Here is a 22,650-nt window from a genome sequence, read left to right as displayed (position 1 = left end):
CATGAGCGTTGTCGCTACACCTGCCCGCCATCTTGCCGAGCCTCGATCGTCCCTGCCCGTGTTGCTGGGTTGGGGCCTGATGCTGGCATTGCTGATGCTTTCATGGAACGGCGCGGATATGCGGCCCATGGACCTGGTGTCCCAGTCCAGCAATATGGCCACCTACGCGGCGGACTTCTTTCCGCCTAACTTCCGCGACTGGCGCATGTACCTGGACGAAATGCTGGTGACGATCCAGATCGCCATCTGGGGAACGTTCCTGGCCATCGTCGTGGCGGTGCCGCTGGGGTTGCTGTGTTCGGCCAATATCGTGCCCGCCTGGGTGTATCAGCCGATGCGCCGCCTGATGGACGCCTGCCGGGCCATCAATGAAATGGTGTTCGCGATGTTGTTCATCGTCGCGGTGGGGCTGGGCCCGTTTGCCGGCGTGCTGGCCCTGTGGGTGCACACCACCGGCGTGCTGGCCAAACTGTTTGCCGAAGCCGTCGAAGCCATAGACCCGCGGCCGGTAGAAGGCGTGCGGGCAACCGGCGCCAATGCGGTGGAAGAGGTGGTCTACGGCGTCATCCCCCAGGTGTTGCCATTGTGGATCTCGTACTCGCTGTACCGGTTCGAATCGAATGTGCGCTCGGCCTCGGTGGTGGGCATTGTGGGCGCGGGCGGCATCGGCACGGTGTTGTGGGAAATCATCCGCAGCTTCCAGTATGCGGAGACTTGCGCGGTAATGATCATCATCGTGGCTTTCGTGGTCTTGATCGACCTGGTGTCCGCGCGTATCCGGCGCGCACTGGTCTGATCCGCATAGCAGGCAATGACGGCCGCGGCTGCGCAGGCGCAGCTGCGGCCTGCGTGCATCTGCGCCCAGGCCGGGAACAGGTTATCGCTTGCGGTCAGGCCGCGGCCGCCGCCAGTTCCAGGCGCACCAGCCGCAGCAGGCGCTGCGCGGCATGATCGGGCGTATCGTTATTAGAAAGCCGGGTGGTCCGGCACCCCGGCGGCACGGCAAAGGGATGGGCCGCCTGGCGCAGTCGCGCCTCAATCTGCTCGGGCGTCTCGCGGCCGCGCGCGGCCAGCCGCCGTGCCAGGATGTCCGTGTCGGCCACCACTTCCACCGCGACCAGGCCAGGATACCGCCGGAAAGCCTGGGCAAGATGGGTGCGGGAACCATTGATGATCACCGCCGCGCCCCTGGCCAGCCAGCTGTCGATTTCGATGCCGATGCCATATCGCAGCCCGTGGCTGTCCCAATGCAGCGCAAAGCAGCCCATGGCCAGGCGCCGCTCGAATTCCACCGCGCTGAGGTTGACCGACGCTTCATCGGCCCCGCTGGGGCGTGTGATGTAGCGATGCGCCACCAGCACGGGTTCTTGCGGCTGCACGGCCAGGCGCACGTGGCGCAGCAGGGTGTCTTTGCCGCTGCCAGAAGCGCCCATCAGGTAGATCAGCCGGCCGCGCAGGCAGGCCTGCGGCGCGGCGTGCAGCGGCATGGCGGCGGCGCTCATGCGCACTCTCCATCCAGGTAACGGACGCCGCAGCCGTCGGTACACGAGCCGTCGAAACCGTAATGGCGCGCCACGACAAAGTCGGCGCCGGGCTCGGGCTCCACATACAGGCTCACCGCGCGCACGGGCATGGGCGCCTGAAGGGCGGGGCCATCCAGTGCGTCCAGGCGGCGCCCGGCAGCCGTCAGGTCGGCCTCGGCCAGCTGGCCGGTAAGCGTGATGTGAAACGTGTACGTGTCGAAAGCGTATGGGTAGCCCCAGCGTTGCAACATCATTCGTTGCGCGGGCTCCAGCAGGTGAATCTGGCGGCGCTGCAGTTCGTCGGGCAAGGGCGGGGCCCGGTATTCATCCAGTGCGGTCACTGCCGCACCGGCCAGCGCGTTCATGCGCTGCCGCGCCCGATCGTCGGCGATACACCATGCCAGAAAGCCACGTAGGCGCACGCGCTGCAAGGGCAAGCCGAATGCGTTGCCGGTACGCGCAAACCGGCGCACGGCCTGGTCCAGGCTGGCGGGGGTGGCGTCGGCGCGCAGTCGGAAAGGCGCCTTGATCGTGGCGTGCAGCCCATACCGGCGCGGCGCCTGTGTCCATGACGCCTCGCGAGGGTCGGCGCCTGCGCTGCGCGCCAGAGGCAGGCCGGTGTCGGCGCAGCGGCCGAGCCAGCGCTGGCCGACTTCGCGCAAAGACCCTGCAGGCGCCAGGTACAGGGCGTATCGGTAGGCCGTCGGCATGGCGGCTACGCGGCGATGCGGTGTGCGGCGTGCATGCCGAAGCTGCGCGTCGCGTGACGCAACACGCCGCCCACGATGGCCGCGCAAACCCGCGGCAGCCCCGGAACGCTGTCGTCGACGACGATGACATCCGCGGCCTGCCCGGGTTCAAGGGTGCCGCGGTCGGCCAGGCCCGCTGCGCGGGCCGGATTGCGCGAGACCAGGCTCCAGGCTTGCTCCAGCGGCAGGACGCCGCGTTGCGCCAGCTGCAGCGCGGCGGTCAGCGGGGCCGGATAGTAGTAATCCGAAGCCAGAATGTCGCACAGCCCCGCGCGTATCATCGCTGTCGCATCCGGCGCATTGGTGTGGCTGCCGCCGCGCACGACATTGGGCGCGCCGAACACAATGGCGTCGCCCAGTTCGCGTGCGGATTGGGCGGCATCGGAAGTCAGCGGGAATTCCGCCACCCGGCAGCCCAGCCGGTGGTAATGGCGGCGCGTCCCGGCGTCGGGGTCGTCGTGCGAAGCGACGCACAGGCCCGCTTCCCGGGCGCTGCGCGTCAGCTCGCGCATGGCCGCGGCCACCTCGCCGCTTGCGGCCATGGCATCGCGGATGCGCGCCTGAAAGGCATCCAGGCCGCACTCGGCCCGGTCGGCATACTGCAGCAGCTTTCGATCATCGCCCAGCCGTCGCGCCATGGCGGGCAGATGGTCGTTGAGCGCCAGGAATTGCACCCGCCCCTCGCGCATCCATCGCTGGGCTGTGCCGACACCGCCGACATGGTGCGTCTCGAAGCGCAGATGCACGCAGTGGCGCGCCGCCAAGGCGCCTTGCAGGCGGGCCAATGAATCGAACATGCGTTCGGCATAGGCTTCGCCGCGCAGGCCGCCTTCCCACGACAGCGTGACGCCGTGGAATTCGGTAGTGATCCCGTGGGCCAGCAACTGCCGGTCGACGTCGTGCAATGCCGTGTCGTAGGGAAAAGTGACGCCTGGCCGCGGCATGACCGCGCGTTCGAATGCGTCGCCGTGCAAGTCCACAATGCCTGGCAACACCAGCAGATCGCCCGCGTCGAGCCATGCTCCGCCGGCCGGCATGCCGGCGCCGATGCGGCCGTCGTGAAACGCGAGTTCGCCGCCGCCCACACCTGATGGGGCAAGCAGGCGCCTGCCGGCAATGCCGGCCAATGCAAGGGGAAAACCAGCTGTGGGAATCATGCGCGCACCTTGTTCGGGAAGCCTTGCGCGCACGTTACAGGCTGACTGTGACACCCGGATGTCTAGACGTCCAAGGCGCGCCCGCATGCGTGTCAAAAGCTTCAGGTGGCGTCGTCCGACACCAGCAATTGCACCAGGTCGCCCGCGAACCGCGTGACGCTGTATTGCAACGGTGCGCCGGCGCTGTCGACGCTGAGCGCTTCAACCTGCAGGATGGGGCGCGTCTTGGGCTGGCCGAGCAGCCGCGCGGTGTCGGCGCTGGGCAAGGCCGCCGTGATGCGCGACCATTTGCGCGTGTAATCCGCCACGCCGTAATGCGCGTAGGCGCGCGAAATCGATCGCGACTTTCGCAGCTGTTCGATAAAACCGGGAAAGCGCCGTTCGTCCAGATAGTGTTCGGAAACGTCGATACAGCGGTTGTCGGCCTTGCCCAGCGCCTGTACCCGCAGCACGGACGCCGTGCGAGACAGGCCGAGATGGCGCGCAATCTCGGCACTGCGCAGGCTCTGGCCGCCCATGACTTCGAAATGCCCGCGCATCCCCTGGCTGAGCAGGTTCTCGGAAAACCGGGTGCGCTTGCCGATCGTGTAATCAATGGCGTGTTCGTGCACAAAGGTTCCGCGGCCCTGCTCGATGCGCACCAGCCCCGATTGTTCGAGCTCTGACATGGCGCGCCGTATGGTGTGCCGGTTGACCGCGAACTTGGCGGCCAGCTCCGGCTCGGGCGGCAAGCGCTCGCCTGGCGCATAAAGCCTGCCGCGTATGTCCTGGGCGAGCTGTTCACCGATCTGTCGCCATATCGCAATGCCCGAGCCTCGTTCAACCATGGTAATTCCGTTCCGGTAATGACGGCTTCATATTAGAAGGCCATGATTTTGCCAGCACAGACGGGCCCGCATCGCCTGATGCATGCGTTGTCACGAAAAGTTCACGCCGCAATGGTGTACTGCGTGCAGAAAGCCCCGCTTCAAACCTGCCAAATCATCTAGACGTATAGAGGAACTATGCACTCTGATTCCCCTCCCGAAACGGCTGCCGTGGCGCGGCGCCGTGCCTGGATGCGCGTGCTGGCGCTTGCGGACCCCGGCATGCTGGAGCGTGCCGTGCAGGGCCTGGGCCCGTTGCCCGCGCATTCCCGCCTGCGCGCACCTGAAAGCGGCATGACGATGGTGCGCGCGCGCAGCGGCGGAACGGGCGCCCAGTTCAACCTGGGAGAGATGAGCGTAACCCGCTGCGCCGTCGCGCTGGAAGACGGCACGATGGGCGTGGCCTATGTGCCGGGACGCTCGCAGCGCCATGCCGAACACGCCGCGGTGCTGGATGCGCTGCTGCAGAACGGCGACTGGCACGGGCGCATACAGGCGGACGTTATCGAGCCGCTGGCCCGGGACCACGAAGCGCGGGCGCGGCACCGTGCCGGCGTGGCCGCACAGACCCAGGTGGAATTTTTCACGCTGGTACGAGGAGAAGATTGAATGTTGTCTCTTGCAACCGCGCCGCCGGCTCCCGGCTTTGATGACGGCGCAAGCCGCGCCCAACAGACCTTCCGCGTCGCGCTGCAGGCCATGGCGCAGCCCGGAATCATCCAGGAAATCAATGCGCAGTGCGGCGTGCCGGCGGGCCTGTCGCCTGGCATGACGGCAATGCTGCTGACCCTGGCCGATGCCGATGCGCCCGTATGGCTGCCCGCCGGGGTATCGGAGGATGTGCGCCGCTACCTGCGGTTCCATTGCGGCTGCCCGTTGGTCGAAGACCCGGCGCGCGCCCGCTTTGCTGCGGTGCCGGGCGGCCTGGCGGCGCCCGCCTTGCAGCGCCTGCACGCGGGCGATGCCGCCTATCCGGACACGTCGGCCACGCTGCTGATCGAGGTCGAAGCGTTCGGGCGCGGCCCGCGCGTCACCCTGTCGGGGCCCGGCATTGCCACGCGCCGCGAACTCAGCATCGCCGGCCTGCCGGAAGGGTTCTGGGCGCAATGGCGCGCCAATCATCAACTGTTTCCCCTGGGGGTGGACGTATTCCTTGTCCAGGGCAACCGGCTGTGCGGGCTGCCGCGCACGGCTCAAGCGGAGACCTGATATGTACGTGGCCGTAAAAGGCGGTGAGCGCGCCATCCTGAATTCTTATCGCATGCTCGATATGTACCGGCGGGGCGACACGGCCGTGCCGGAACTGACGCTTGCGCAGATTCGTCAGCAGATGCCGCTGGCGGTATCGCGCGTCATGGCCGAAGGGGCGCTCTATGATCCGCAGCTTGCCGCGCTGGCGATCAAGCAGGCCGCGGGCGACCTGATCGAAGCCGTGTTCCTGCTGCGCGCGTTTCGCACGACATTGCCGCGCTTCGGCGCCACGCTACCCGTGGATACCGCGCGCATGCGGTTGTCGCGGCGCATTTCTTCCACGTTCAAAGATGTGCCGGGCGGCCAGATTCTGGGGCCCACCTACGACTACACACAGCGGTTGCTCGACTTTTCGCTGCAAGACGACAGCGATTCGCCCGAGCCGCTGGCGCCGGCGGCCCAGCCCGTGGCGGCGTCCATGCCGCGCGTCACTGACCTGTTGCAGCACGATGACCTGGTCGAGCCTGAAGCGCCGCCGCCCGGCGACCCGGCTCCCTTCGACCTGACCCGCCAACCGCTTGCATTCCCGGCCGGCCGCGATGCGCGCCTGCAGAACCTGGCGCGCGCCGATGAAGGGTTCCTGCTGTCGATGGGTTATTCCACGCAGCGCGGTTACGGCAACACCCATCCTTTCGCGGCCGAGATCCGCTATGGCTCGCTGGAAGTGGACATGATGATCGAAGAACTGGGCTTTGCGGTGACGATAGGCGAGATCGAAGTCACCGAATGCCAGATGGTCAGCCAGTTTTCCGGAAACGCGCGCCAGGCCCCCAAGTTCACGCGCGGCTACGGCCTTACCTTCGGCTATGGCGAACGCAAGGCCATGTCGATGGCGCTGGTGGATCGCGCCTTGAAGGCCGACGAACTGGGCGAAGCCGCCGAAGCGCCGGCCAACGACCACGAGTTCGTGCTTTATCACAGCGATAACGTCGAAGCCTCCGGCTTTGTGCAGCACTTGAAGCTGCCGCATTACGTCGACTTCCAGGCCAACCTGGAACTCTTGCGCCGGCTGCGCCAGGAATACGCGGGCGCGACCCCCTGCGGGCCGGCGGATGATGAACCGGCCGCCGAGCGCGCGCCCCTCGCCAATGAGGCCATACCCACATGAACCAGCCAGAAACGATAAGCCCGCGCGACCCCGTGGCGCGCGATGCGAACTACAACTTTGCCTACCTGGACGAATCCACCAAGCGCATGCTGCGCCGCGCACTATTGAAAGCCGTGGCCATACCCGGGTACCAGGTGCCGTTCGGCAGCCGCGAAATGCCGCTGCCGTACGGCTGGGGGACCGGAGGCATTCAAGTCACTGCCGCCATCATCGGCGCGGATGATGTGTTGAAAGTCATCGACCAGGGTTCGGACGATACGACCAATGCCATCAACATCCGGCGGTTCTTCCGTCGCGTGACCGGCGTGCGCACCACCGAATCCACGCGCGACGCGACCATCGTGCAGACGCGCCACCGCATCCCCGAAACGCCGTTGCGCGAGGGGCAGGTCATGGTGTTCCAGGTGCCCATACCCGAGCCCTTGCGCTGGCTCGAGCCCAGCGAAACAGAAACCCGCACGATGCATGCGCTGTCCGAATACGGAGGCATGCACGTCAAGCTGTACGAAGACATTGCGCAGCATGGGCATATCGCCACGACCTACGACTATCCGGTGATGGTGAACGAACGCTACATGATGCGTCCGTCGCCGATTCCGAAGTTCGACAATCCCAAGCTCGACTGCAGCCCGGCGCTGATGCTGTTCGGCGCCGGCCGCGAGAAACGCGTTTATGCCGTGCCGCCCTATACCAGGGTGCGCAGCCTGGATTTCGAAGACCATCCCTTTCGCATCGAGCAATGGGATCGGTGCTGCGACTTGTGCGGGTCCACGCAGAGTTTTCTGGACGAGATCATCCTGGATGACGAGGGGACCCGCAGCTATGTATGTTCGGACACGGAATATTGTTCCGGCCGCCAGGAGGCCGCAGCATGACTGGCGAACAACCATTGCTTTCCGTGCGCGGCCTGACGAGCACCTGGGACGGCGTGCATGGCTGCCGCGACATCAGCTTCGACCTGCATCCGGGCGAAGTGCTGTGTGTCGTGGGAGAATCCGGGTCGGGCAAGAGCACGCTGCTGCAGGCCGTGTCGCGGCAGCTGCCGCCGGATTCGGGCAGCGTCTGGTACGACACGCGCGACCGGGGCTTTGTCGACCTGGCTTCGCTTTCGTCCGCGCACTTGCGGCTGCTTGCGCGCACCGACTGGGGCTTCGTGCGCCAGAACCCGCGCGACGGGCTGCGCATGCAGGTCAGCGCGGGCGCCAATATCGCCGAACGCCTGATGGCCGTGGGCCGGCGCCACTATGGCGCGCTGCGCCAGGAGGCGTGCGGCTGGCTGCAGAAAATGGAAATCGACGCCGGCCGGCTCGATGACGCGCCCGCGGCATTCTCGGGCGGCATGCAGCAACGGCTGCAGATCGCCCGCAACCTTGTCACGCATCCGCGCATGGTGTTCATGGACGAGCCTACGGCCGCCCTGGATGTATCGGTGCAGGCCCGGCTGCTGGATCTGCTGCGCCAGCTGGTGGCCGACCTGGGCCTGGCCGCGATCGTCGTGACGCACGACCTGGCCGTCGCGCGATTGCTCGCGCATCGCACCTTGGTCATGCGTGGCGGCCACGTGGTCGAAAGCGGCCTTACCGATCAAATCCTGGACGATCCCCAGCATCCCTACACGCAGCTGCTGGTGTCTTCCATTTTGCAGAACTGAACCCTTATGAACGCCACGACTTCCCTGATCCAGGTGCGCGGCCTGGGCAAGATGTTCACCCTGCACAGCCAGGGCGGCATCCGCCTGCCCGTGCTGGACAACATCAGTTTCGATGCCGGGCCGGGCGACTGCCTGGTGCTCGCCGGCCCGTCGGGCACCGGCAAGAGCACGTTGCTGCGCTGTCTGTACGGCAATTATCTGGCCACGGCCGGCAGCATACGCGTGCGCGACGGAAACGAATGGGTGGAACTGACTCATGCCGCCGAGCAGCGCGTGCTGCGCCTGCGGCGCGACGTGATCGGCTATGTCAGCCAGTTCCTGCGGGTAATACCGCGGGTAAGCGCGCTGGACGTCGTTGCCGAGCCGCTGCGCACGGCGGGGCACGACGCCGAGGCGGCGCGCGCCAAGGCCGCCGCGATGCTCGAGCGGCTGAATGTGCCGGCACGCCTATGGAGCCTGCCGCCCGCCACGTTTTCGGGCGGCGAGCAGCAGCGCGTCAATATCGCGCGCGGCTTCATCGGCGCCCATCCGCTGCTGCTGCTCGACGAGCCTACTGCATCGCTGGATGCCGACAACCGCGCCGTGGTGGTGGCGCTGATACGCGAGGCCGCTGCCGCCGGACGATGCCTGATCGGGATTTTCCACGACGAAGCCGTGCGCGACGAGGTCGCCACGCGCATCCTGCCCATCCAACCCGCCGTGCTTGCCGGCGACCAGGAGTGATCATGTCCGCCGTATACATCACCCATGCCCGCATCGTGCTGCCCGACAGCGTGCTCGAGGACAGCGCCTTGCTGGTCGAAGACGGCGTCATCGCCGCTATCGAGCCCGCCGGCGCGGCGGGTGCCTGCGAGGTCGACCTGCAAGGGCAGGCTCTGCTGCCCGGGCTGATCGATCTGCATTGCGACGCCATAGAAAAAGAGGCCGAGCCGCGATCCCGCGTGCTGTTTCCGCTGGATTTCGCGGTGGCGCAGGTTGACCGTCGCAATGCGGCGGCGGGCATCACCACGCCGTTTCACGCATTGTCTTTTGCCAACAACGAATGGGGCGTGCGCAACAATGACGTCGCGGCCGGCGTGGCCCGTGCCGTGCACGCGTTCCGCAGGCAGGGCCTGGTGGACAACCGTGTGCATTGCCGCTACGAGGTCACCGACCCGACCGCCATGCCGGTCTTGCAGGCGTTGCTGGAAGAAGGCGTGGTGGACCTGCTGTCGGTCATGGACCATTCGCCCGGCCAGGGCCAGTTCAAGACGCTGGAAGCCTACCTGCAGTACATGATGGGCAACCACGCCATGAGCCGCGGCGAGGCCGAAGAAGCGGCGCGCACGAAACTGCAGGCGCGCGAAGGCGCGGTGTCGCGCGTCGAAACCCTGGTGGGACACGCGCGGCGCCTGGGCGTACCCACCGCCAGCCACGACGACGACTCGGTGCAACGCGTGGCCACGATGCGCAACCTGGGCATCTCGATGAGCGAGTTCCCGATCAACCTGGATACGGCGACGGCGGCGGTATCCTGCGGCCTGCCGACGATATTGGGCGCCCCGAATGTCCTGCGCGGACGCAGCCAGAGCGGCTCGATGCGCGCCATCGACGCCGTGCGCGCAGGGGTCGCGAGCTGCCTGTGTTCGGACTACCAGCCGTCCACCCTGATCGCCGCCGCATTCGCAGTGGCCGCGCAAAGCGACCTGACGCTGCCGCAGGCCATGGCCCTGGTCACGGCCAACCCGGCCGACGCATGCGGCCTGGCAGACCGCGGGCGCATCGCCGTGGGCGCGCGCGCCGACCTGGTCGCCGCGACCGTAGTGGGGCAGCAGCCGCTGGTCAGCCGCACCTGGACGGCGGGGCGGCTGGTGTTTTCGGCGCATTACCCCGAAGTGCGCGAGCCCTTGCTGGCGAAGGCGGCGGCGTGATTGCAGGACCGGGTGCGTATATTCCTCGGCGCGCGCGGCCGGGGTCTGGTTAAATGGGGCATGGGCCGGCCCGTCCCGGGCGGGCCCGCAACAGCGGCATATGCGGCTGGCGGAGACCATCGTGGCGACGCTCAATTTCATCCAGGACCCCGAAACGCCCGAATTGTGGGCGGCGGCAAACGTCGAGGCCGGCCCGGGCCGGCCGCCCATCCATGTCATGGTGCAGACCGACGGCGACGAGCCGGGCCCCGATGCCTCGCGCGCGGTGCGGGGCTTGCTGGCCAGCCTGGACGAACAGGTGCTGGCGGCGGCCGATTTCCTGCTGGATCACTACCAGCCCGAGGCGTGGCTGAAGCGGGGCATCGACCCGTCGCGCTGGCTGCGCGCCGAAGACGCCGAAGCCATGGCTGGCTGCGCCACGTTGCGCGCGATCTGGCTGTTTGACGAGTCGGCAGAGGACTACGAACTGTGGTTCACCGTGCCCTGGGACGACCGGCACACTTACGATGTCGAGTTCGACAGCGGCCAGCCTGTGGGCTGCTCGGTAAGCGATTGACCGGCGCGTGTTGCGCTGCAGCGCAACGCTGCGGCAAAGCCTGACACCTTCCGTGACATTCCTTCGGGAAGCCCTGGGCAATCCCGGCTAAAATCGCCGTGTTCAGCAGGCTTCCAACCTATCATTCCCTTGCCATTCAGGAGGACCACCCCATGGCCCTAGTTTCCATGCGCCAGTTGCTTGACCATGCCGCCGAGCATGGTTACGGCATCCCCGCGTTCAACGTCAACAACCTGGAACAGGTCCAGGCCATCATGGAAGCCGCCGCTGAAACCGACAGCCCGGTCATCATGCAGGCGTCGGCCGGCGCGCGCAAGTATGCGGGCGAAGGCTTCCTGAAATATCTCATCCAGGCCGCCGTCGAGTCGTATCCCCATATCCCCGTCGTCATGCACCAGGACCACGGGCAGTCGCCCAAGGTTTGTCAGGGCGCCATCGACCTGGGCTTCTCCAGCGTCATGATGGACGGCTCGCTCGAAGAAGACGGCAAGACCATCGCCGACTACGAATACAACGTCGACGTCACCAAGAAGGTGGTCGACATCGCCCACAAGCTGGGTGTTACGGTCGAAGGCGAACTGGGCTGCCTGGGTTCGCTTGAAACCATGAAGGGCGACAAGGAAGACGGCCACGGCGCCGAAGGCACCATGACGCGCGAGCAGCTGCTCACCGACCCCGAGCAGGCGGCCGACTTCGTGCGCCGCACCCAGCTCGATGCGCTGGCCATCGCCATCGGCACCAGCCATGGCGCCTACAAGTTCACGCGCAAGCCCACCGGCGATATCCTGTCGATCTCGCGCATCAAGGAAATCCACGCCCGCCTGCCCAACACGCACCTGGTGATGCACGGCAGCTCCAGCGTGCCTCAGGACTTGCTGGCCGAAATCCGCGAGTTCGGCGGCGACATGAAAGAAACCTACGGCGTGCCCGTGGAAGAAATTCAGGAAGCCATCAAGTACGGCGTGCGCAAGGTCAATATCGACACCGATATCCGCCTGGCCATGACCGGCGCCATACGCCGCTTCTTTGCCGAGAACCCCAGCAAGTTCGACCCGCGCGAATACCTGAAGCCCGCGCGCGCGGCTGCCAAGGCCATTTGCGTGCAGCGCTACACCCAGTTCGGCACCGCCGGCAACGCCAGCAAGATCAAGCCCGTGCCGTTGTCGGAAATGGCGCAGCGTTATGCGTCGGGCGACTTGAAGCAAGTCGTGCAATAAGCCGCAGGCCGTTTTTCGGCAGGTACGCCGCCTTCAGGGGCGGCGTATTTGTTTGTGCGCCGCGCCGGCGGTCAGCCTGCGGCCTTGCCTTCGTAGGTCGGCACGCTGCGGTCGATGTGGTGCCAGGCAGGCGCCGAGCCGGCCCATAGCGTCATCTGCGAGCGGAACCGGCCGGGATCGTCCAGCGAGCCGACCTTCACGATGACATAGTCCTGGCCTGCGGTGTGCCCGAACAAGGGCGTACCGCACGCCGGGCAGAAGCTGCGCACCACGGTATTGCCCGAATCCCCCTGGTATGTGTATTCCTGCGCCTGCCCCTGCACGACGCGCAGGGCCTGTGGCGCGAACAACAGCGCATGCGCAGGCGCGCCGCCGCTGGCGTACTGGCAGTCCCGGCAATGACAGGTGGCGGCCGTGAGCGTGTCGCCCACGACCTCGTACCGTACCGCGCCGCAGTGGCAACCGCCCGTGAACGTGGCGGAATCGGCTTGCTGTGACATAGGTTCTCCTTTGATGTACGCGCAAGCTTAAAAGATGCGCCCCGGGCTGGCCAGTACGCTGGTCCCGGACTTGCGCTGCCGCTTGGGGCAATGGGGGCGGCGCGTTGGGCGGCGGGGCAGCCTGCGCAGCAGGCATCGGGCGCCTGTATGCGCCCGAGCCCGACGCACGTGCGCCGCCCCCATTGCCCCAAGCGGCAGCGGACACCCGAGTCTCGAACGCGATCCCCGGCCCGGCGACGCCGCCTGGGCATTTGCAGTAATCTATGCTCATTTTTCCCATAGGCCGATTCGTGACTTCCGCCCTGCATCAATCCAGCATCAAGTCCTTGCCGCTACTGGGTCGCGGCAAAGTGCGCGACATGTACGCCGTGGGCGACGACAAACTGCTGATCGTCGCCTCCGACCGCATCTCCGCCTTTGACGTCATTCTTGACGACCCCATCCCCGGCAAGGGCCAGGTCCTGACCGAACTGACCGATTTCTGGCTGCACAAGCTGGCGCACATCCTGCCCAACCATTCCACCGGCATCCGGCCCGAAGATGTCGTGGCGCCCGATGAGCTCGAGCAGGTGCGCGGCCGCGCCGTGGTGGTCAAGCGGCTGAAACCGATTCTGGTCGAGGCCGTGGCGCGCGGTTACCTCATCGGATCGGGCTGGAAAGACTACCAGGCCACGGGCTCGGTCTGCGGCATTGCGCTGCCTGCGGGGCTGCAGCAGGCCAGCCAGCTGCCTCAACCCATTTTCACGCCGGCGGCCAAGGCCGAATTCGGCCTGCACGACGAAAACGTCGACTTCGCCCACGTTGTCAACGAAGTCGGCCAGGAAATGGCCGAGCGCATCCGTGATGTGACCCTGCGGCTGTACACCGAAGCGGCCCAGTTCGCGGCCACCAAGGGCATCATCATCGCCGATACCAAGTTCGAGTTCGGGCTGGACGACGACGGCACGCTGCACCTGATGGATGAAGTGCTCACGCCGGACTCGTCGCGCTTCTGGCCCGCCGACGGATGGCGCGTCGGCATCAGCCCGCCGTCGTTCGACAAGCAGTTCGTGCGCGACTGGCTCGAGACGCAAACCTGGGACAAGACCCCGCCCGCGCCGCGCCTGCCTCAGGACGTGCTGCAGAAAACCGCGGCCAAGTACCGCGAAGCCCTTGATCGCCTGATCGCCTGAACCCGGCGGCCCGGCCGCGCAGCGCCGGGCCAAATGCCGAAAAAGCGGGAATTTGCCGGCCTTATTTGCCCGCCAGCGCAACGCAATATTTCGTATCGTAACGATCGACCTCGGGAGATCGCCGCATGATCATGATATTGCCCTTTCTTACCAGCGCGCTGGCAGTTTGGTACGGCATGCTTGGCAAGCGCCGCCCCTGCTTCACGTTGTGGCTGGCCACATTGCTGATTTTTGTGGCGGGCGCGGGGCCTCATCTGGCCCGACCTTTTGTGCTTGCCCTGTAGCGCGGGCCTGATGAGCCTGCTTTTTTCGCTGAATCCGGCCCGCGGTTCGCGCGTTATCAATACCCTGGCCTTGCTTGGCATCAGCGCGCTGCTGTATGGCGCGTTCGCGTGGCAACTGCTGTTCGGCAGCGAGCCTTGCCCCTTGTGCCTGCTGCAGCGCGCCGCCTTCGTCATGGCCGGTGTGGGCATGGTGCTGAACATCCGCCTGGGCCCGTCTCCGCTGCATTACGCGATGATCCTGGCTGCGGCGCTGGGCGGACTGGTGGCCGCGGGCAACCTGTTGCTGGCCCCGGCAGGGCCGCCGCGCGCCGGTCCGCCGTTGCTGGGGATGTCGGTGCATTCGTGGACTTTCCTGGCATTTTGCACCCTGCTGGTGTTCTGCGTGCTGATGCTGGCGGCCGACCGGAAATGGGGTGATAACGCCCTGAAAAAGCCGGTGGCGCTGCCCGCGTTGATCGTCATGGGCCTGTTTCTGCTGGCCATCCTGGTCAATGTGGCCGCGACGTCGCTGCAGTGCGGGCTGGGCGAATGCGGGCCCGTAAGCGGCATTGCGCCCGGCGCGCCAGCGCCGTCCGGCGGCGGCGTTTGAGCTGTCCTGCACGGCCTTGCGGCCGGGCCGGGTAAAATATCGGGTTTCCCGCTGGCGGCGCCCTGACCTGGGCGCCGCGCCCGCCTTCTCAGCCTGCCGATTCTGCCATGACGACTTCTGCCTCTGTAGCCGCCGCGCCCGCCACGCCCGTGGTGGGCGTGATCATGGGTTCTTCCAGCGATTGGGACATCATGCAACATGCCGTGGCCATGCTCGAGGCTTTTGGCGTGCCCCACGAAACCCGTGTGATCTCGGCGCATCGCATGCCGCAGGACATGGCCGATTATGGCGCGGCAGCGCGCGCACGCGGCCTGCGCGGCATTATCGCCGGCGCAGGCGGCGCCGCGCACCTGCCCGGCATGATGGCCGCGCTGACCGAAGTGCCGGTGTTCGGCGTGCCGGTTCCGTCGCGCTACCTGCGAGGCGAAGATTCGCTGTTGTCCATCGTGCAGATGCCCAAAGGCGTGCCGGTGGCTACCTTCGCCATCGGCGAGGCCGGCGCCGCCAACGCGGCGCTGCATGTCATTGCCACGCTGGCCGCCACCGACGATGCGCTGCATCGCCAGTTGGTGGCCTTTCGTGCCCGCCAGACCGAAGCGGCCCGCAACATGGTGGTGCCCCCGCAGCCCTGACCTTGCCACGCGCCCTGACCGGGCGCGTTTTTCCGTATGACATCCTCGACTGATACTTTCTTGATCGCGCCCGGCGGCTGGCTGGGCCTGCTGGGCGGCGGCCAGCTGGGCCGCATGTTCTGTCACGCCGCACAAAGCCTGGGCTTTCGCGTCGCCGTGCTCGATCCGGCCGCCGATGGCCCGGCGGCCATGGTGGCCGACCGCCATATCCACGCAGCCTATGATGACCCGGCCGGCCTGGCGGAACTGGCCCGGCTGTGCCGCGCCGTCACCACCGAATTCGAGAATGTGCCGGCCGACAGCCTGCGCGCACTGGCCTCGCAATGCCGCGTCAGCCCGGCGGCCGACGCAGTCGCCATTGTGCAGGACCGCATCGCCGAAAAATCGTTTATCGCGGCGCAGGGCATCGCCGTTGCGCCGCATGCCGCCATACGCAGCGAGCAAGATCTGCGCGACGCGCCCGACGCGCTGTTTCCCGGCATTCTGAAGGTGGCCCGCCTGGGCTACGACGGCAAGGGGCAGGCGCGCATCGCGTCGCGCGAAGCGGCCCTGTCGGCGTACGCGGACTTCGGCGGCGTGCCTTGCGTGCTCGAGGCCCTGATGCCGCTCGACTACGAGATTTCCGTCGTGCTGGCGCGCGGCTTCGATGGCGCCGACGTGGTGTTTCCGGTGGCGCGCAACCTGCACCGCGATGGCATTCTTGCGGTGTCCACTGTCGTTGCAAACGACGGCGACCCCGCGCATGCGCGTCGCCAGGCGCAGGCCACCGAGGCGGCCCGGGCCATAGCCAGAGGCCTGGATTACCACGGGGTGTTGTGCGTGGAGTTCTTCGTGCTCACGGACGGCAGCCTGGTCGTCAACGAAATCGCGCCCCGGCCCCACAACAGCGGGCATTACACCATCGATGCCTGTGTCACCAGCCAGTTCGAGCAGCAGGCGCGCGCCATGGCGGGGCTGCCCCTGGGCGGCACGACCCTGCTCGCCCCGGCCATCATGCTGAATATCCTGGGCGACGTGTGGTTTTCGCCCGGCGCCACGGCGCCGCGTGAACCCGACTGGGCCGGCGTGCTGGCCGTGCCCACCGCCAAGCTGCACCTGTACGGCAAGCGCGAAGCCCGGCCGGGCCGCAAGATGGGCCATGTAACCGTGGTGGCCGCCACGCTTGACCAGGCTCGAGCCGATGCAGCCCGGGTCGCATCCGCGCTTGGCATGGCGGCGCCGGACTGACACTGCTATGGCCACGTCCACTCAAGCGTCGTCCGACGCCGTCGCCATCGAGCTGGCCGCGCAACGCCTGCTCGCGGGCGACTTGGTGGCGTTTCCCACCGAAACCGTATACGGCCTGGGCGCCGACGCCCAGAACCCCGACGCCGTGGCGCGTATTTATGCGGCCAAGGGGCGGCCGTCGAACCACCCGATAATCGTGCACGTCGCGCCTGGGGCCGACCTGAATTACTGGGCCAGCAGCATCCCGACGCCGGCCCGGCAGCTTATCGACGCCTTCTGGCCCGGGCCGCTGACCCTCATTCTGCCGCGTGCGCCGCATGCGGGCGCGGCGGTAAGCGGCGGACAGGACAGTATCGGCCTGCGTTGCCCGTCGCATCCCGTGGCGCAGGCCTTGCTGCGCGCCTTCGCGGCGGGCAAGCCCGGCGGTCATGCAGGCGTGGCGGCGCCATCGGCCAATAAGTTCGGCCATGTCTCGCCCACGCTGGCCGAACACGTGGCCGGCGAGTTCCCGGACGAAGTGGCGCAGGGCATGATCGTGCTCGATGGCGGCCCGGCGCAGGTAGGCATTGAATCCACCATTGTCGATCTGTCCCGGCTGGGGCAGGGCGTGGGCCCCGTGCTGCTGCGGCCCGGCCATGTCACGCCCGCGCAGATCCAGGCGGTGCTCGGCGTGCCGTTGGGCCTGCCGGACGCCGCCGCCCCGCGCGCATCAGGCACGCTGAAGGCGCACTACGCGCCCCGGACGCCGCTCGAGCTAGTGTCCCAGGCGGCCTTGCTGGCGGCCATCGGCGGCCAGGGCCAGCCTGCCGGGCCGGTGGCCGTCGTGGCGTTCGGACCGGCTCCCGCAGGCGCGCATGCGCGCGTGGCCTGGCGCCAGGTTCCGGACGATCCCGTCCGCTATGCGCAGGCGCTGTATGCCATGCTGCGCGAACTCGATGCCGGCGGATATGCCCGCATCCTGGTGCAGGCGCCGCCCGCCGACGATGCGTGGCGCGCGGTCAACGATCGCATTGGCCGTGCGGCGGCCGCATTCACGCTCGACACCAGCGGCCTGCAGGCCACCTGAGCACGCGGCGGCACGCGCCGCGGCGCGTTTTTCACAGCACCAGGAATTGGCCCAGTTTTTCTGCGGCCGCCTGCATGGGCGCCAGGAATTCGCTGCTGAACCGCGCCAGGGGGATGCGCGGCGATTTCACGCTGACGTTCAGTCCGGCGCACGTGCGCCCGCTGGCCGCGCGTACCGGCACGCCGATGGCCCGCACGTTCAGGCCGAGTTCCTGGTCTACGACGGCGTAGCCCTGGTCGCGCACGCCGGCGATGATTTCCCGCAGCCGCGCGGGCGAGGTCTCGGTGAATTCGGTGTAATGGGCAAGTTCCACCGTTTCGAAATAACGCTCCAGCGCCTGGGCCGGCAACTGCGCGAGCATGACGCGTCCGATGGTGGTGCAATAGGCCGGCAGGCGGCTGCCCAGACCCAGCGACGTCGCCAGGATGCGATGCACTTCCGACCGCGCCAGGTACAGCACTTCATTGCCTTCCATGATGGCCAGGGCGCACGTTTCGCCCACCGTGGCGCTTAATTCGTCGAGCACCGGCTGGGCCAGCGACACGAACGGCGTAGACGAAAAGTACGCATGGCCCAGGCTCAGGATCAGCGGGGTGAGCACGTAGTGCCGGCCGTGCCGTTCGGCGAAGCCCAGGCGGATCAGCGTGTGCAGGCAGCGCTGCGTGACGGCGCGCGGCAGCCCGGCCCGCCTGGCCAGGTCGGCCGCCGTCTGCGGGTAGCGACGTTCGCCGAACGCGCGTATTACGCGCAAGCCGCGAGACAGCGTCAGCATGAAGTCCGGATCGCCGCGAAAGCGATCGGGGTGTTCTTCGGCGGGCAGGGGCGCGGCGTAGTCGGGCGGAGGCGGCGGAATACGCATCAGGCGGCAAGCAATGGCGCGTCGGTACGCGACTGCAGGGTTTGCAGGGTAAGGCCATCGATCATATCGCGTACCACCAGGCCGTCGGGCGTTACGTCCAGCACCGCCAGATCGGTATAGATGCGGTTGACCACTCCCATGCCTGTCAGCGGCAGGGTGCACTGTTGCACAATCTTGGGCGCGCCGTTTTTGGCGTTGTGGTCCATCATGATGTACACCTGTCGCGCGCCCACGGCCAGGTCCATGGCCCCGCCCACTGCCGGCGGTTCGCCGGCCCGGCCCAATGACCAGTTCGCCAGGTCGCCCCGCGCCGAAACCTGCATGGCGCCCATGACGCAGATATCCAGATGGCCGCCGCGCATCATCGCAAAGGAATCCGCGTGATGGAAGTATGCGCCGCCGGGCAGCAACGTCACCGGCTGCTTGCCGGCGTTGATCAGGTCAGTGTCGGCCGCTTCGGGTGAGGGGGGCGGCCCCATGCCCAAAATGCCATTTTCGCTGTGCAGCACGATTTCGCGGTCGGGCGGCAGGCATGCGGCGATCAGCACCGGCATGCCGATGCCCAGGTTGACGTAGCTGCCGTCGGGGATGTCCTGCGCCACCCGGCGTGCCAGTTCCGGGCGGGCGAGGGGTCGGAAGGAGGGTTGCCCGGCCACAGGTCAGCTCGAAAAACCGGGATCTGGCACGACGACCAGGCGATTGACGAAGATGCCCGGCGTTACGATGGCCTCGGGCTCCAGCTCGCCCAGCCCGACGCGCTGGCGCACTTGCACGATGGTGGTGGCGGCCGCGGTGCACATCACGGGTCCGAAGTTGCGGGCGCTCTTGCGGTAGGTCAGGTTGCCCCACCGGTCGGCGCGGTCGGCCAGCACCAGAGCGAAGTCGCCATGCAAAGGCGTTTCAAAGACGTAATGCAGGCCGTTGATCTCGCGCGTTTCTTTGCCTGCCGCCAGGTCGGTGCCGTATGCAGTGCGGGTGTAGAAACCGCCCAGGCCTGCGCCGGCGGCGCGCAGGCGTTCGGCGATCGTACCCTGCGGCACGCATTCCAGCTCGATTTTTCCGCGGCGGTACAGGTCGTTGAACACCCAGGAATGCGAAGCGCGCGGAAACGAGCAGATCATCTTGCGCACGCGGCCCGCCTTGATCAGGGCGGCCAGGCCCGTTTCGTGATTGCCGGCGTTGTTGTTGACCACGGTCAGGTCGCGCGCGCCCTGGTCGATCAGGGCATGCAGCAAGTCGGTGGGCATGCCCGCGCCGCCAAAGCCGCTGACCAGCACGGTGGCGCCATCATGAACGTCCCGGACGGCGTCGGCGAGCGAGGCGACGAATTTGTCGATCATGATGCCGGCGGCCCCGTTCAGTTCACGGTGATACCGGCTTCTTCGATGATCTTGGCATAGCGGTCGGAGTCTTTGCGCATCAACTCCGTGAACTCCGCAGGCGTGCTGCCAGTGGGAAGGAAGCCGGCGGCGATGAACTTCTGCGTGACATCCGGCTCCTGCACGATGGCGCTGATTTCCTTGGCCATGCGTTCGATGACCGGCCGCGGCGTGCCGGTCGGCGCCAGCAGGCCTACCCATGAGCCGGTGACGAAACCGGGAAAGCCGCCTTCTTCCATGGTTGGCACGTCTGCCGCGTCCGGCCAGCGTTGCTTGCCCGTGAAAGCCAGCACTTTCAGCTTGTCCTGCCTGACGTACTGCATGGGCACCAGCACCGGGTCGAACACCATGGACACGCGCCCCGCCAACAGGTCGGCCAGGATAGGGGCGCTGCCCTTATAGGCCACGTGCGTCATTTTCAGCCCGCTCTGCAGCGCGAAATCCGCGCCGGTCAGGTGCGCGCTGGACCCGGTGCCGCTGGAAGCATAGGTCAGCGTGTCGGGATGTTTGCGGCCATGGGCGACCAGCTCCTGCAGCGAGTTCGCGGGGACGTCTTTGCTGACAAACAGGAACAACGGCAGGTCGGCCATGTGCACGACCGGTTCGAGTTCCGACGGCGAATAAGACAGCTTGTACAGGTGGGTATTGATGACGTAGGCGGGCAGGATGCTCAGGAAGGTATAGCCGTCCGGCTCGGCCTTGGCCGCGATGGCCGCGCCCAGGGTGCTGTTTGCGCCGGGCTTGTTCTCGATCACGATGTTCTGCCCCAGCCGGGCTGCCAGTTTGTCCATGACAATGCGCGTCACGGTGTCGGTGGCGCCGCCCGGGGTATAGGGCACGATGACTTTGATCGGCCTGTCGGGCCAGGCCCGGGCTGGCGCCGCGCTGTCCGTGGACGCGGCCGATGATGGGGCGGCCATGGTCGTGGCGGCCAGGATCGTGGCGGCCAGCAAGGTTTGCAGGGCGGTGCGCCGGGCCGGTCGGGCGCGGGTCGGGGCAGGGGTAACACGCATGGATTTGTCTCCGCCTATGGGCAGTGGCCCGCCGCCGCGCCGTGCGCGGAACCGGACCTGCCGGTTGGTTTTGTTCAGCGAACAACGTCGCCGCGAAAAGTATGCGCGGTTTGGCTCGCCCCTACGATGGGGCGGGGTGTTTTTGTGTTCGATCACCGAACTGCGCCAGCAAGGGGCGGTCATGCCATTGCCCGCGCCGCCGGCGCGGTTGCGGGGCAATGGTTCTATTGCCGCGTGTGGGAGTGGACCTACCCCGGAACGATCCGCTTTCCTATGATGCCTTACCGACGCGCGGCCGGCGGCCGCGCTTTTCTGTGCAACCCGCTTTACGGAATCACCATGAACGGCGCTGATAGCCTTTGCGACACCCTGTTGGCCAACGATGTAGACGTCTGTTTTGCCAATCCCGGCACGTCCGAGATGCATTTCGTGGCGGCGCTGGATCGCAAGCCGCGCATGCGGTGCGTGCTGGGGCTGTTTGAAGGCGTCGTGACGGGGGCGGCCGACGGTTATGCCCGCATGGCCGACAAGCCCGCGGCGACGCTGCTGCACCTGGGCCCCGGCCTGGGCAATGGCCTGGCCAATCTGCACAACGCCAAGAAAGCGCGCACCCCGATGATCAACGTAGTGGGCGACCACGCGACATATCACGCGCAATACGATGCCCCGTTGTCCAGTGATGTCGAAGGGGTGGCGGCTCCCATGTCGCACTGGGTGCGCCGCACCCATGCCGCGGCCGACCTGGCCGCCGACGCGGCCGAGGCGGTGCGGGTGGCACGCCAGGCCCCGGGCAATATCGCTACGCTCATTCTTCCCGCCGACGCGGCTTGGGGCGAATTGCCGGGCGGCGCGCCGGCCGCCCCCGTCGTGCCGCTGGCCGCGCCGCCGCAGACGACGCACGATGCGGTGCGCGCCGCGGCGCAGGCCATCCGCGCAGGCGAGGGCGTTGCGCTCATGCTGGGCGGCATGGCGCTGCGCGAGCCCGCACTGAAAGTGGCCGGGCGCATCGCCCGCGCAACCGGTGTGCGCCTGCTGTCGGCCACGTCCAACGGGCGCACGGAACGCGGCATCAACCGTACGCCGGTCACGCGCGTACCGTATCCGGTAGACCAGGCCGTGGCCATGCTGAAAGATGTCAGGCAGCTGATTCTGGTGGGCGGCGTCGAGCCGGTGGCGTTCTTTGCCTACCCCGGCAAGCCCAGCCTGGTGGCTCCGCAGGACAACGCGCCCATCGAGCTGGCGGCGCCCGAGCATGATCTGCTGCACGCGCTGCAATGGCTGGCGGACGAACTCGGCATTGCGACCGACGCGCCGGGCCTGACGCCCGTGGCGTCGGCCGTGGACATGCCCCGGTCCGGCGCGCTGACGGGTTCTGCCGTCAATATCATCACCGCCTGCCTGCTGCCCGAGAACGCCATCGTGTGCGACGAATCGATTACGCAGGGGCGCGAGTTTCCGCTGATCAGCGCCACATCTGCCCCGCACGACTGGCTGCAGCTCACGGGCGGCGCGATCGGCATCGGCCTGCCGCTGGCCACGGGCGCGGCAGTGGCCTGCCCCGATCGCAAGGTCATCACGCTGCAGGCGGACGGCAGCGGCATGTACACGGTGCAGGCGCTCTGGACGCAAGCGCGCGAACAGCTCGACTGCCTGACCATCATCTTTGCCAACCGCTCGTATGCCACCTTGCACGGCGAAATGAAGAACGTGGGCGTCGAACAGCCGGGCCGCAACGCCAAGCGCATGCTCGACCTGCATGAGCCTTGCCTGGACTGGGTGAACCTGGCCAACGGCATGGGCGTAGAGGCCGTGCGTGTCGATACGGTCGAAGGCTACACCAAGGCGCTGCAGGCCGGCCTGGCGCGCAAGGGCCCGTTCCTGATCGAGGCCCTGATCTAGATAAGCGGGCAAGCCGGACGCTGCGGGTGGTGTCTGACACCC

Annotated in this window: 26 protein-coding genes; 17 read left to right on the top strand and 9 right to left on the bottom strand. The window is 67.2% G+C overall.

The window, feature by feature from the left end:
* Nucleotide 1: 1 nt before the first annotated feature.
* Complete coding sequence (phnE, locus tag CAL18_RS13280; protein WP_026639998.1) at nt 2–796, top strand: phosphonate ABC transporter, permease protein PhnE; 795 nt, start codon at nt 2–4, stop codon at nt 794–796.
* A 94-nt stretch (nt 797–890) separates the two neighbouring features.
* On the opposite strand, the gene phnN is transcribed toward phnE, so the two are convergent.
* From phnN to phnF, 4 genes are all read right to left on the bottom strand, one after another.
* Nucleotides 891–1,502 (bottom strand): phosphonate metabolism protein/1,5-bisphosphokinase (PRPP-forming) PhnN, encoded by a 612-nt coding sequence (gene phnN, locus CAL18_RS13275; protein WP_249278407.1) that lies wholly within the window; start codon nt 1,500–1,502, stop codon nt 891–893.
* Entirely contained in the window at nt 1,499–2,233 is a 735-nt protein-coding gene (locus CAL18_RS13270; protein WP_094818036.1) for a DUF1045 domain-containing protein, read from the bottom strand. The genes phnN and CAL18_RS13270 overlap by 4 nt, the downstream gene beginning before the upstream one ends.
* 5 nt (nt 2,234–2,238) lie before the next feature.
* Entirely contained in the window at nt 2,239–3,429 is a 1,191-nt protein-coding gene (locus CAL18_RS13265; protein WP_094818035.1) for an alpha-D-ribose 1-methylphosphonate 5-triphosphate diphosphatase, read from the bottom strand.
* 101 nt (nt 3,430–3,530) lie between these two features.
* Nucleotides 3,531–4,256, bottom strand: coding sequence for a phosphonate metabolism transcriptional regulator PhnF (gene phnF, locus CAL18_RS13260; RefSeq protein WP_094818034.1), 726 nt, complete (start codon nt 4,254–4,256; stop codon nt 3,531–3,533).
* Between the two features lie 177 nt (nt 4,257–4,433).
* Between phnF and phnG the strand changes: the two genes are divergently transcribed.
* From phnG to fba, 9 genes are all read left to right on the top strand, one after another.
* Complete coding sequence (phnG, locus tag CAL18_RS13255) at nt 4,434–4,904, top strand: phosphonate C-P lyase system protein PhnG (RefSeq protein WP_038852391.1); 471 nt, start codon at nt 4,434–4,436, stop codon at nt 4,902–4,904.
* The gene (phnH, locus tag CAL18_RS13250; protein ID WP_026640004.1) at nt 4,905–5,504 is read left to right on the top strand and encodes a phosphonate C-P lyase system protein PhnH; all 600 of its coding nucleotides are present in this window, start codon (nt 4,905–4,907) and stop codon (nt 5,502–5,504) included.
* Between the two features lies 1 nt (nt 5,505).
* The gene (locus tag CAL18_RS13245) at nt 5,506–6,654 is read left to right on the top strand and encodes a carbon-phosphorus lyase complex subunit PhnI (RefSeq protein WP_094818033.1); all 1,149 of its coding nucleotides are present in this window, start codon (nt 5,506–5,508) and stop codon (nt 6,652–6,654) included.
* Entirely contained in the window at nt 6,651–7,529 is an 879-nt protein-coding gene (locus tag CAL18_RS13240) for an alpha-D-ribose 1-methylphosphonate 5-phosphate C-P-lyase PhnJ (RefSeq protein ID WP_094818032.1), read from the top strand. The genes CAL18_RS13245 and CAL18_RS13240 overlap by 4 nt, the downstream gene beginning before the upstream one ends.
* Complete coding sequence (gene phnK / locus CAL18_RS13235; protein WP_026640007.1) at nt 7,526–8,305, top strand: phosphonate C-P lyase system protein PhnK; 780 nt, start codon at nt 7,526–7,528, stop codon at nt 8,303–8,305. Before CAL18_RS13240 ends, phnK begins: the two co-directional genes overlap by 4 nt.
* A gap of 6 nt (nt 8,306–8,311) precedes the next feature.
* Nucleotides 8,312–9,028 (top strand): phosphonate C-P lyase system protein PhnL, encoded by a 717-nt coding sequence (phnL, locus tag CAL18_RS13230; protein WP_094818031.1) that lies wholly within the window; start codon nt 8,312–8,314, stop codon nt 9,026–9,028.
* Between the two features lie 2 nt (nt 9,029–9,030).
* Nucleotides 9,031–10,215 carry an alpha-D-ribose 1-methylphosphonate 5-triphosphate diphosphatase gene (locus CAL18_RS13225; protein WP_094797043.1) on the top strand — a complete coding sequence of 395 codons (1,185 nt, stop codon included), beginning with the start codon at nt 9,031–9,033 and terminating at the stop codon, nt 10,213–10,215.
* 121 nt (nt 10,216–10,336) lie between these two features.
* Nucleotides 10,337–10,771 (top strand): hypothetical protein, encoded by a 435-nt coding sequence (locus tag CAL18_RS13220; RefSeq protein ID WP_026640017.1) that lies wholly within the window; start codon nt 10,337–10,339, stop codon nt 10,769–10,771.
* A 152-nt stretch (nt 10,772–10,923) separates the two neighbouring features.
* Nucleotides 10,924–11,988 carry a class II fructose-bisphosphate aldolase gene (fba, locus tag CAL18_RS13215; RefSeq protein ID WP_026640018.1) on the top strand — a complete coding sequence of 355 codons (1,065 nt, stop codon included), beginning with the start codon at nt 10,924–10,926 and terminating at the stop codon, nt 11,986–11,988.
* Between the two features lie 71 nt (nt 11,989–12,059).
* On the opposite strand, the gene CAL18_RS13210 is transcribed toward fba, so the two are convergent.
* Nucleotides 12,060–12,488, bottom strand: a complete 429-nt coding sequence (locus CAL18_RS13210) for a GFA family protein (protein WP_026640019.1) — start codon at nt 12,486–12,488, stop codon at nt 12,060–12,062.
* 290 nt (nt 12,489–12,778) lie between these two features.
* On the opposite strand from CAL18_RS13210, the gene CAL18_RS13205 reads away from it, so the two are divergent.
* From CAL18_RS13205 to CAL18_RS13185, 6 genes are all read left to right on the top strand, one after another.
* Complete coding sequence (locus tag CAL18_RS13205; protein ID WP_026640020.1) at nt 12,779–13,660, top strand: phosphoribosylaminoimidazolesuccinocarboxamide synthase; 882 nt, start codon at nt 12,779–12,781, stop codon at nt 13,658–13,660.
* Between the two features lie 125 nt (nt 13,661–13,785).
* Nucleotides 13,786–13,944 (top strand): DUF5993 family protein, encoded by a 159-nt coding sequence (locus tag CAL18_RS19750; RefSeq protein WP_026640021.1) that lies wholly within the window; start codon nt 13,786–13,788, stop codon nt 13,942–13,944.
* Nucleotides 13,945–13,960: 16 nt separating this feature from the next.
* Nucleotides 13,961–14,533: a disulfide bond formation protein B gene (locus tag CAL18_RS13200; RefSeq protein ID WP_170940351.1), complete on the top strand. Its 573-nt coding sequence runs from the start codon at nt 13,961–13,963 to the stop codon at nt 14,531–14,533.
* Between the two features lie 107 nt (nt 14,534–14,640).
* Complete coding sequence (purE, locus tag CAL18_RS13195; protein WP_038852392.1) at nt 14,641–15,165, top strand: 5-(carboxyamino)imidazole ribonucleotide mutase; 525 nt, start codon at nt 14,641–14,643, stop codon at nt 15,163–15,165.
* A gap of 36 nt (nt 15,166–15,201) precedes the next feature.
* The gene (locus CAL18_RS13190; RefSeq protein WP_094818030.1) at nt 15,202–16,392 is read left to right on the top strand and encodes a 5-(carboxyamino)imidazole ribonucleotide synthase; all 1,191 of its coding nucleotides are present in this window, start codon (nt 15,202–15,204) and stop codon (nt 16,390–16,392) included.
* Nucleotides 16,393–16,399: 7 nt separating this feature from the next.
* A complete protein-coding gene (locus CAL18_RS13185; RefSeq protein WP_094818029.1) occupies nt 16,400–17,458 on the top strand; it encodes an L-threonylcarbamoyladenylate synthase in 1,059 nt (352 codons plus the stop codon).
* A 31-nt stretch (nt 17,459–17,489) separates the two neighbouring features.
* Here the strand turns inward: CAL18_RS13185 and CAL18_RS13180 are convergent, their stop codons facing one another.
* Genes CAL18_RS13180 through CAL18_RS13165 form a run of 4 tightly spaced genes read right to left on the bottom strand, consistent with a single transcriptional unit; the run spans nt 17,490 to nt 20,709 of the window.
* Entirely contained in the window at nt 17,490–18,317 is an 828-nt protein-coding gene (locus tag CAL18_RS13180) for an IclR family transcriptional regulator domain-containing protein (protein ID WP_026640025.1), read from the bottom strand.
* Nucleotides 18,317–18,973: a 3-oxoacid CoA-transferase subunit B gene (locus CAL18_RS13175; RefSeq protein WP_026640026.1), complete on the bottom strand. Its 657-nt coding sequence runs from the start codon at nt 18,971–18,973 to the stop codon at nt 18,317–18,319. Before CAL18_RS13175 ends, CAL18_RS13180 begins: the two co-directional genes overlap by 1 nt.
* 3 nt (nt 18,974–18,976) lie before the next feature.
* Nucleotides 18,977–19,657, bottom strand: coding sequence for a 3-oxoacid CoA-transferase subunit A (locus CAL18_RS13170; RefSeq protein ID WP_094818028.1), 681 nt, complete (start codon nt 19,655–19,657; stop codon nt 18,977–18,979).
* A gap of 17 nt (nt 19,658–19,674) precedes the next feature.
* On the bottom strand, nt 19,675–20,709 hold the full coding sequence (locus tag CAL18_RS13165) for a Bug family tripartite tricarboxylate transporter substrate binding protein (protein ID WP_094818127.1): 1,035 nt from the start codon (nt 20,707–20,709) through the stop codon (nt 19,675–19,677).
* 339 nt (nt 20,710–21,048) lie between these two features.
* On the opposite strand from CAL18_RS13165, the gene CAL18_RS13160 reads away from it, so the two are divergent.
* Nucleotides 21,049–22,608: an acetolactate synthase large subunit gene (locus tag CAL18_RS13160; RefSeq protein ID WP_094818126.1), complete on the top strand. Its 1,560-nt coding sequence runs from the start codon at nt 21,049–21,051 to the stop codon at nt 22,606–22,608.
* The last annotated feature ends 42 nt before the right edge of the window (nt 22,609–22,650 follow it).

This window comes from Bordetella genomosp. 7 (assembly GCF_002261415.1).
Taxonomy (GTDB): Bacteria; Pseudomonadota; Gammaproteobacteria; order Burkholderiales; family Burkholderiaceae_B; genus Bordetella_A.
Note: the sequence above shows the minus strand (reverse complement) of the source record. Positions and strands in the feature narration are given on the sequence as shown.

What these genes read in the sequence shown, in the direction of transcription:
- phnE (WP_026639998.1), top strand. Translation starts at nt 2, where the DNA reads ATGAGCGTTGTCGCTACACCTGCCCGCCATCTTGCCGAGCCTCGATCG.
- phnN (WP_249278407.1), bottom strand. Translation starts at nt 1,502, where the DNA reads ATGAGCGCCGCCGCCATGCCGCTGCACGCCGCGCCGCAGGCCTGCCTG.
- CAL18_RS13270 (WP_094818036.1), bottom strand. Translation starts at nt 2,233, where the DNA reads ATGCCGACGGCCTACCGATACGCCCTGTACCTGGCGCCTGCAGGGTCT.
- CAL18_RS13265 (WP_094818035.1), bottom strand. Translation starts at nt 3,429, where the DNA reads ATGATTCCCACAGCTGGTTTTCCCCTTGCATTGGCCGGCATTGCCGGC.
- phnF (WP_094818034.1), bottom strand. Translation starts at nt 4,256, where the DNA reads ATGGTTGAACGAGGCTCGGGCATTGCGATATGGCGACAGATCGGTGAA.
- phnG (WP_038852391.1), top strand. Translation starts at nt 4,434, where the DNA reads ATGCACTCTGATTCCCCTCCCGAAACGGCTGCCGTGGCGCGGCGCCGT.
- phnH (WP_026640004.1), top strand. Translation starts at nt 4,905, where the DNA reads ATGTTGTCTCTTGCAACCGCGCCGCCGGCTCCCGGCTTTGATGACGGC.
- CAL18_RS13245 (WP_094818033.1), top strand. Translation starts at nt 5,506, where the DNA reads ATGTACGTGGCCGTAAAAGGCGGTGAGCGCGCCATCCTGAATTCTTAT.
- CAL18_RS13240 (WP_094818032.1), top strand. Translation starts at nt 6,651, where the DNA reads ATGAACCAGCCAGAAACGATAAGCCCGCGCGACCCCGTGGCGCGCGAT.
- phnK (WP_026640007.1), top strand. Translation starts at nt 7,526, where the DNA reads ATGACTGGCGAACAACCATTGCTTTCCGTGCGCGGCCTGACGAGCACC.
- phnL (WP_094818031.1), top strand. Translation starts at nt 8,312, where the DNA reads ATGAACGCCACGACTTCCCTGATCCAGGTGCGCGGCCTGGGCAAGATG.
- CAL18_RS13225 (WP_094797043.1), top strand. Translation starts at nt 9,031, where the DNA reads ATGTCCGCCGTATACATCACCCATGCCCGCATCGTGCTGCCCGACAGC.
- fba (WP_026640018.1), top strand. Translation starts at nt 10,924, where the DNA reads ATGGCCCTAGTTTCCATGCGCCAGTTGCTTGACCATGCCGCCGAGCAT.
- CAL18_RS13210 (WP_026640019.1), bottom strand. Translation starts at nt 12,488, where the DNA reads ATGTCACAGCAAGCCGATTCCGCCACGTTCACGGGCGGTTGCCACTGC.
- CAL18_RS19750 (WP_026640021.1), top strand. Translation starts at nt 13,786, where the DNA reads ATGATCATGATATTGCCCTTTCTTACCAGCGCGCTGGCAGTTTGGTAC.
- purE (WP_038852392.1), top strand. Translation starts at nt 14,641, where the DNA reads ATGACGACTTCTGCCTCTGTAGCCGCCGCGCCCGCCACGCCCGTGGTG.
- CAL18_RS13190 (WP_094818030.1), top strand. Translation starts at nt 15,202, where the DNA reads ATGACATCCTCGACTGATACTTTCTTGATCGCGCCCGGCGGCTGGCTG.
- CAL18_RS13185 (WP_094818029.1), top strand. Translation starts at nt 16,400, where the DNA reads ATGGCCACGTCCACTCAAGCGTCGTCCGACGCCGTCGCCATCGAGCTG.
- CAL18_RS13180 (WP_026640025.1), bottom strand. Translation starts at nt 18,317, where the DNA reads ATGCGTATTCCGCCGCCTCCGCCCGACTACGCCGCGCCCCTGCCCGCC.
- CAL18_RS13170 (WP_094818028.1), bottom strand. Translation starts at nt 19,657, where the DNA reads ATGATCGACAAATTCGTCGCCTCGCTCGCCGACGCCGTCCGGGACGTT.
- CAL18_RS13165 (WP_094818127.1), bottom strand. Translation starts at nt 20,709, where the DNA reads ATGCGTGTTACCCCTGCCCCGACCCGCGCCCGACCGGCCCGGCGCACC.
- CAL18_RS13160 (WP_094818126.1), top strand. Translation starts at nt 21,049, where the DNA reads ATGAACGGCGCTGATAGCCTTTGCGACACCCTGTTGGCCAACGATGTA.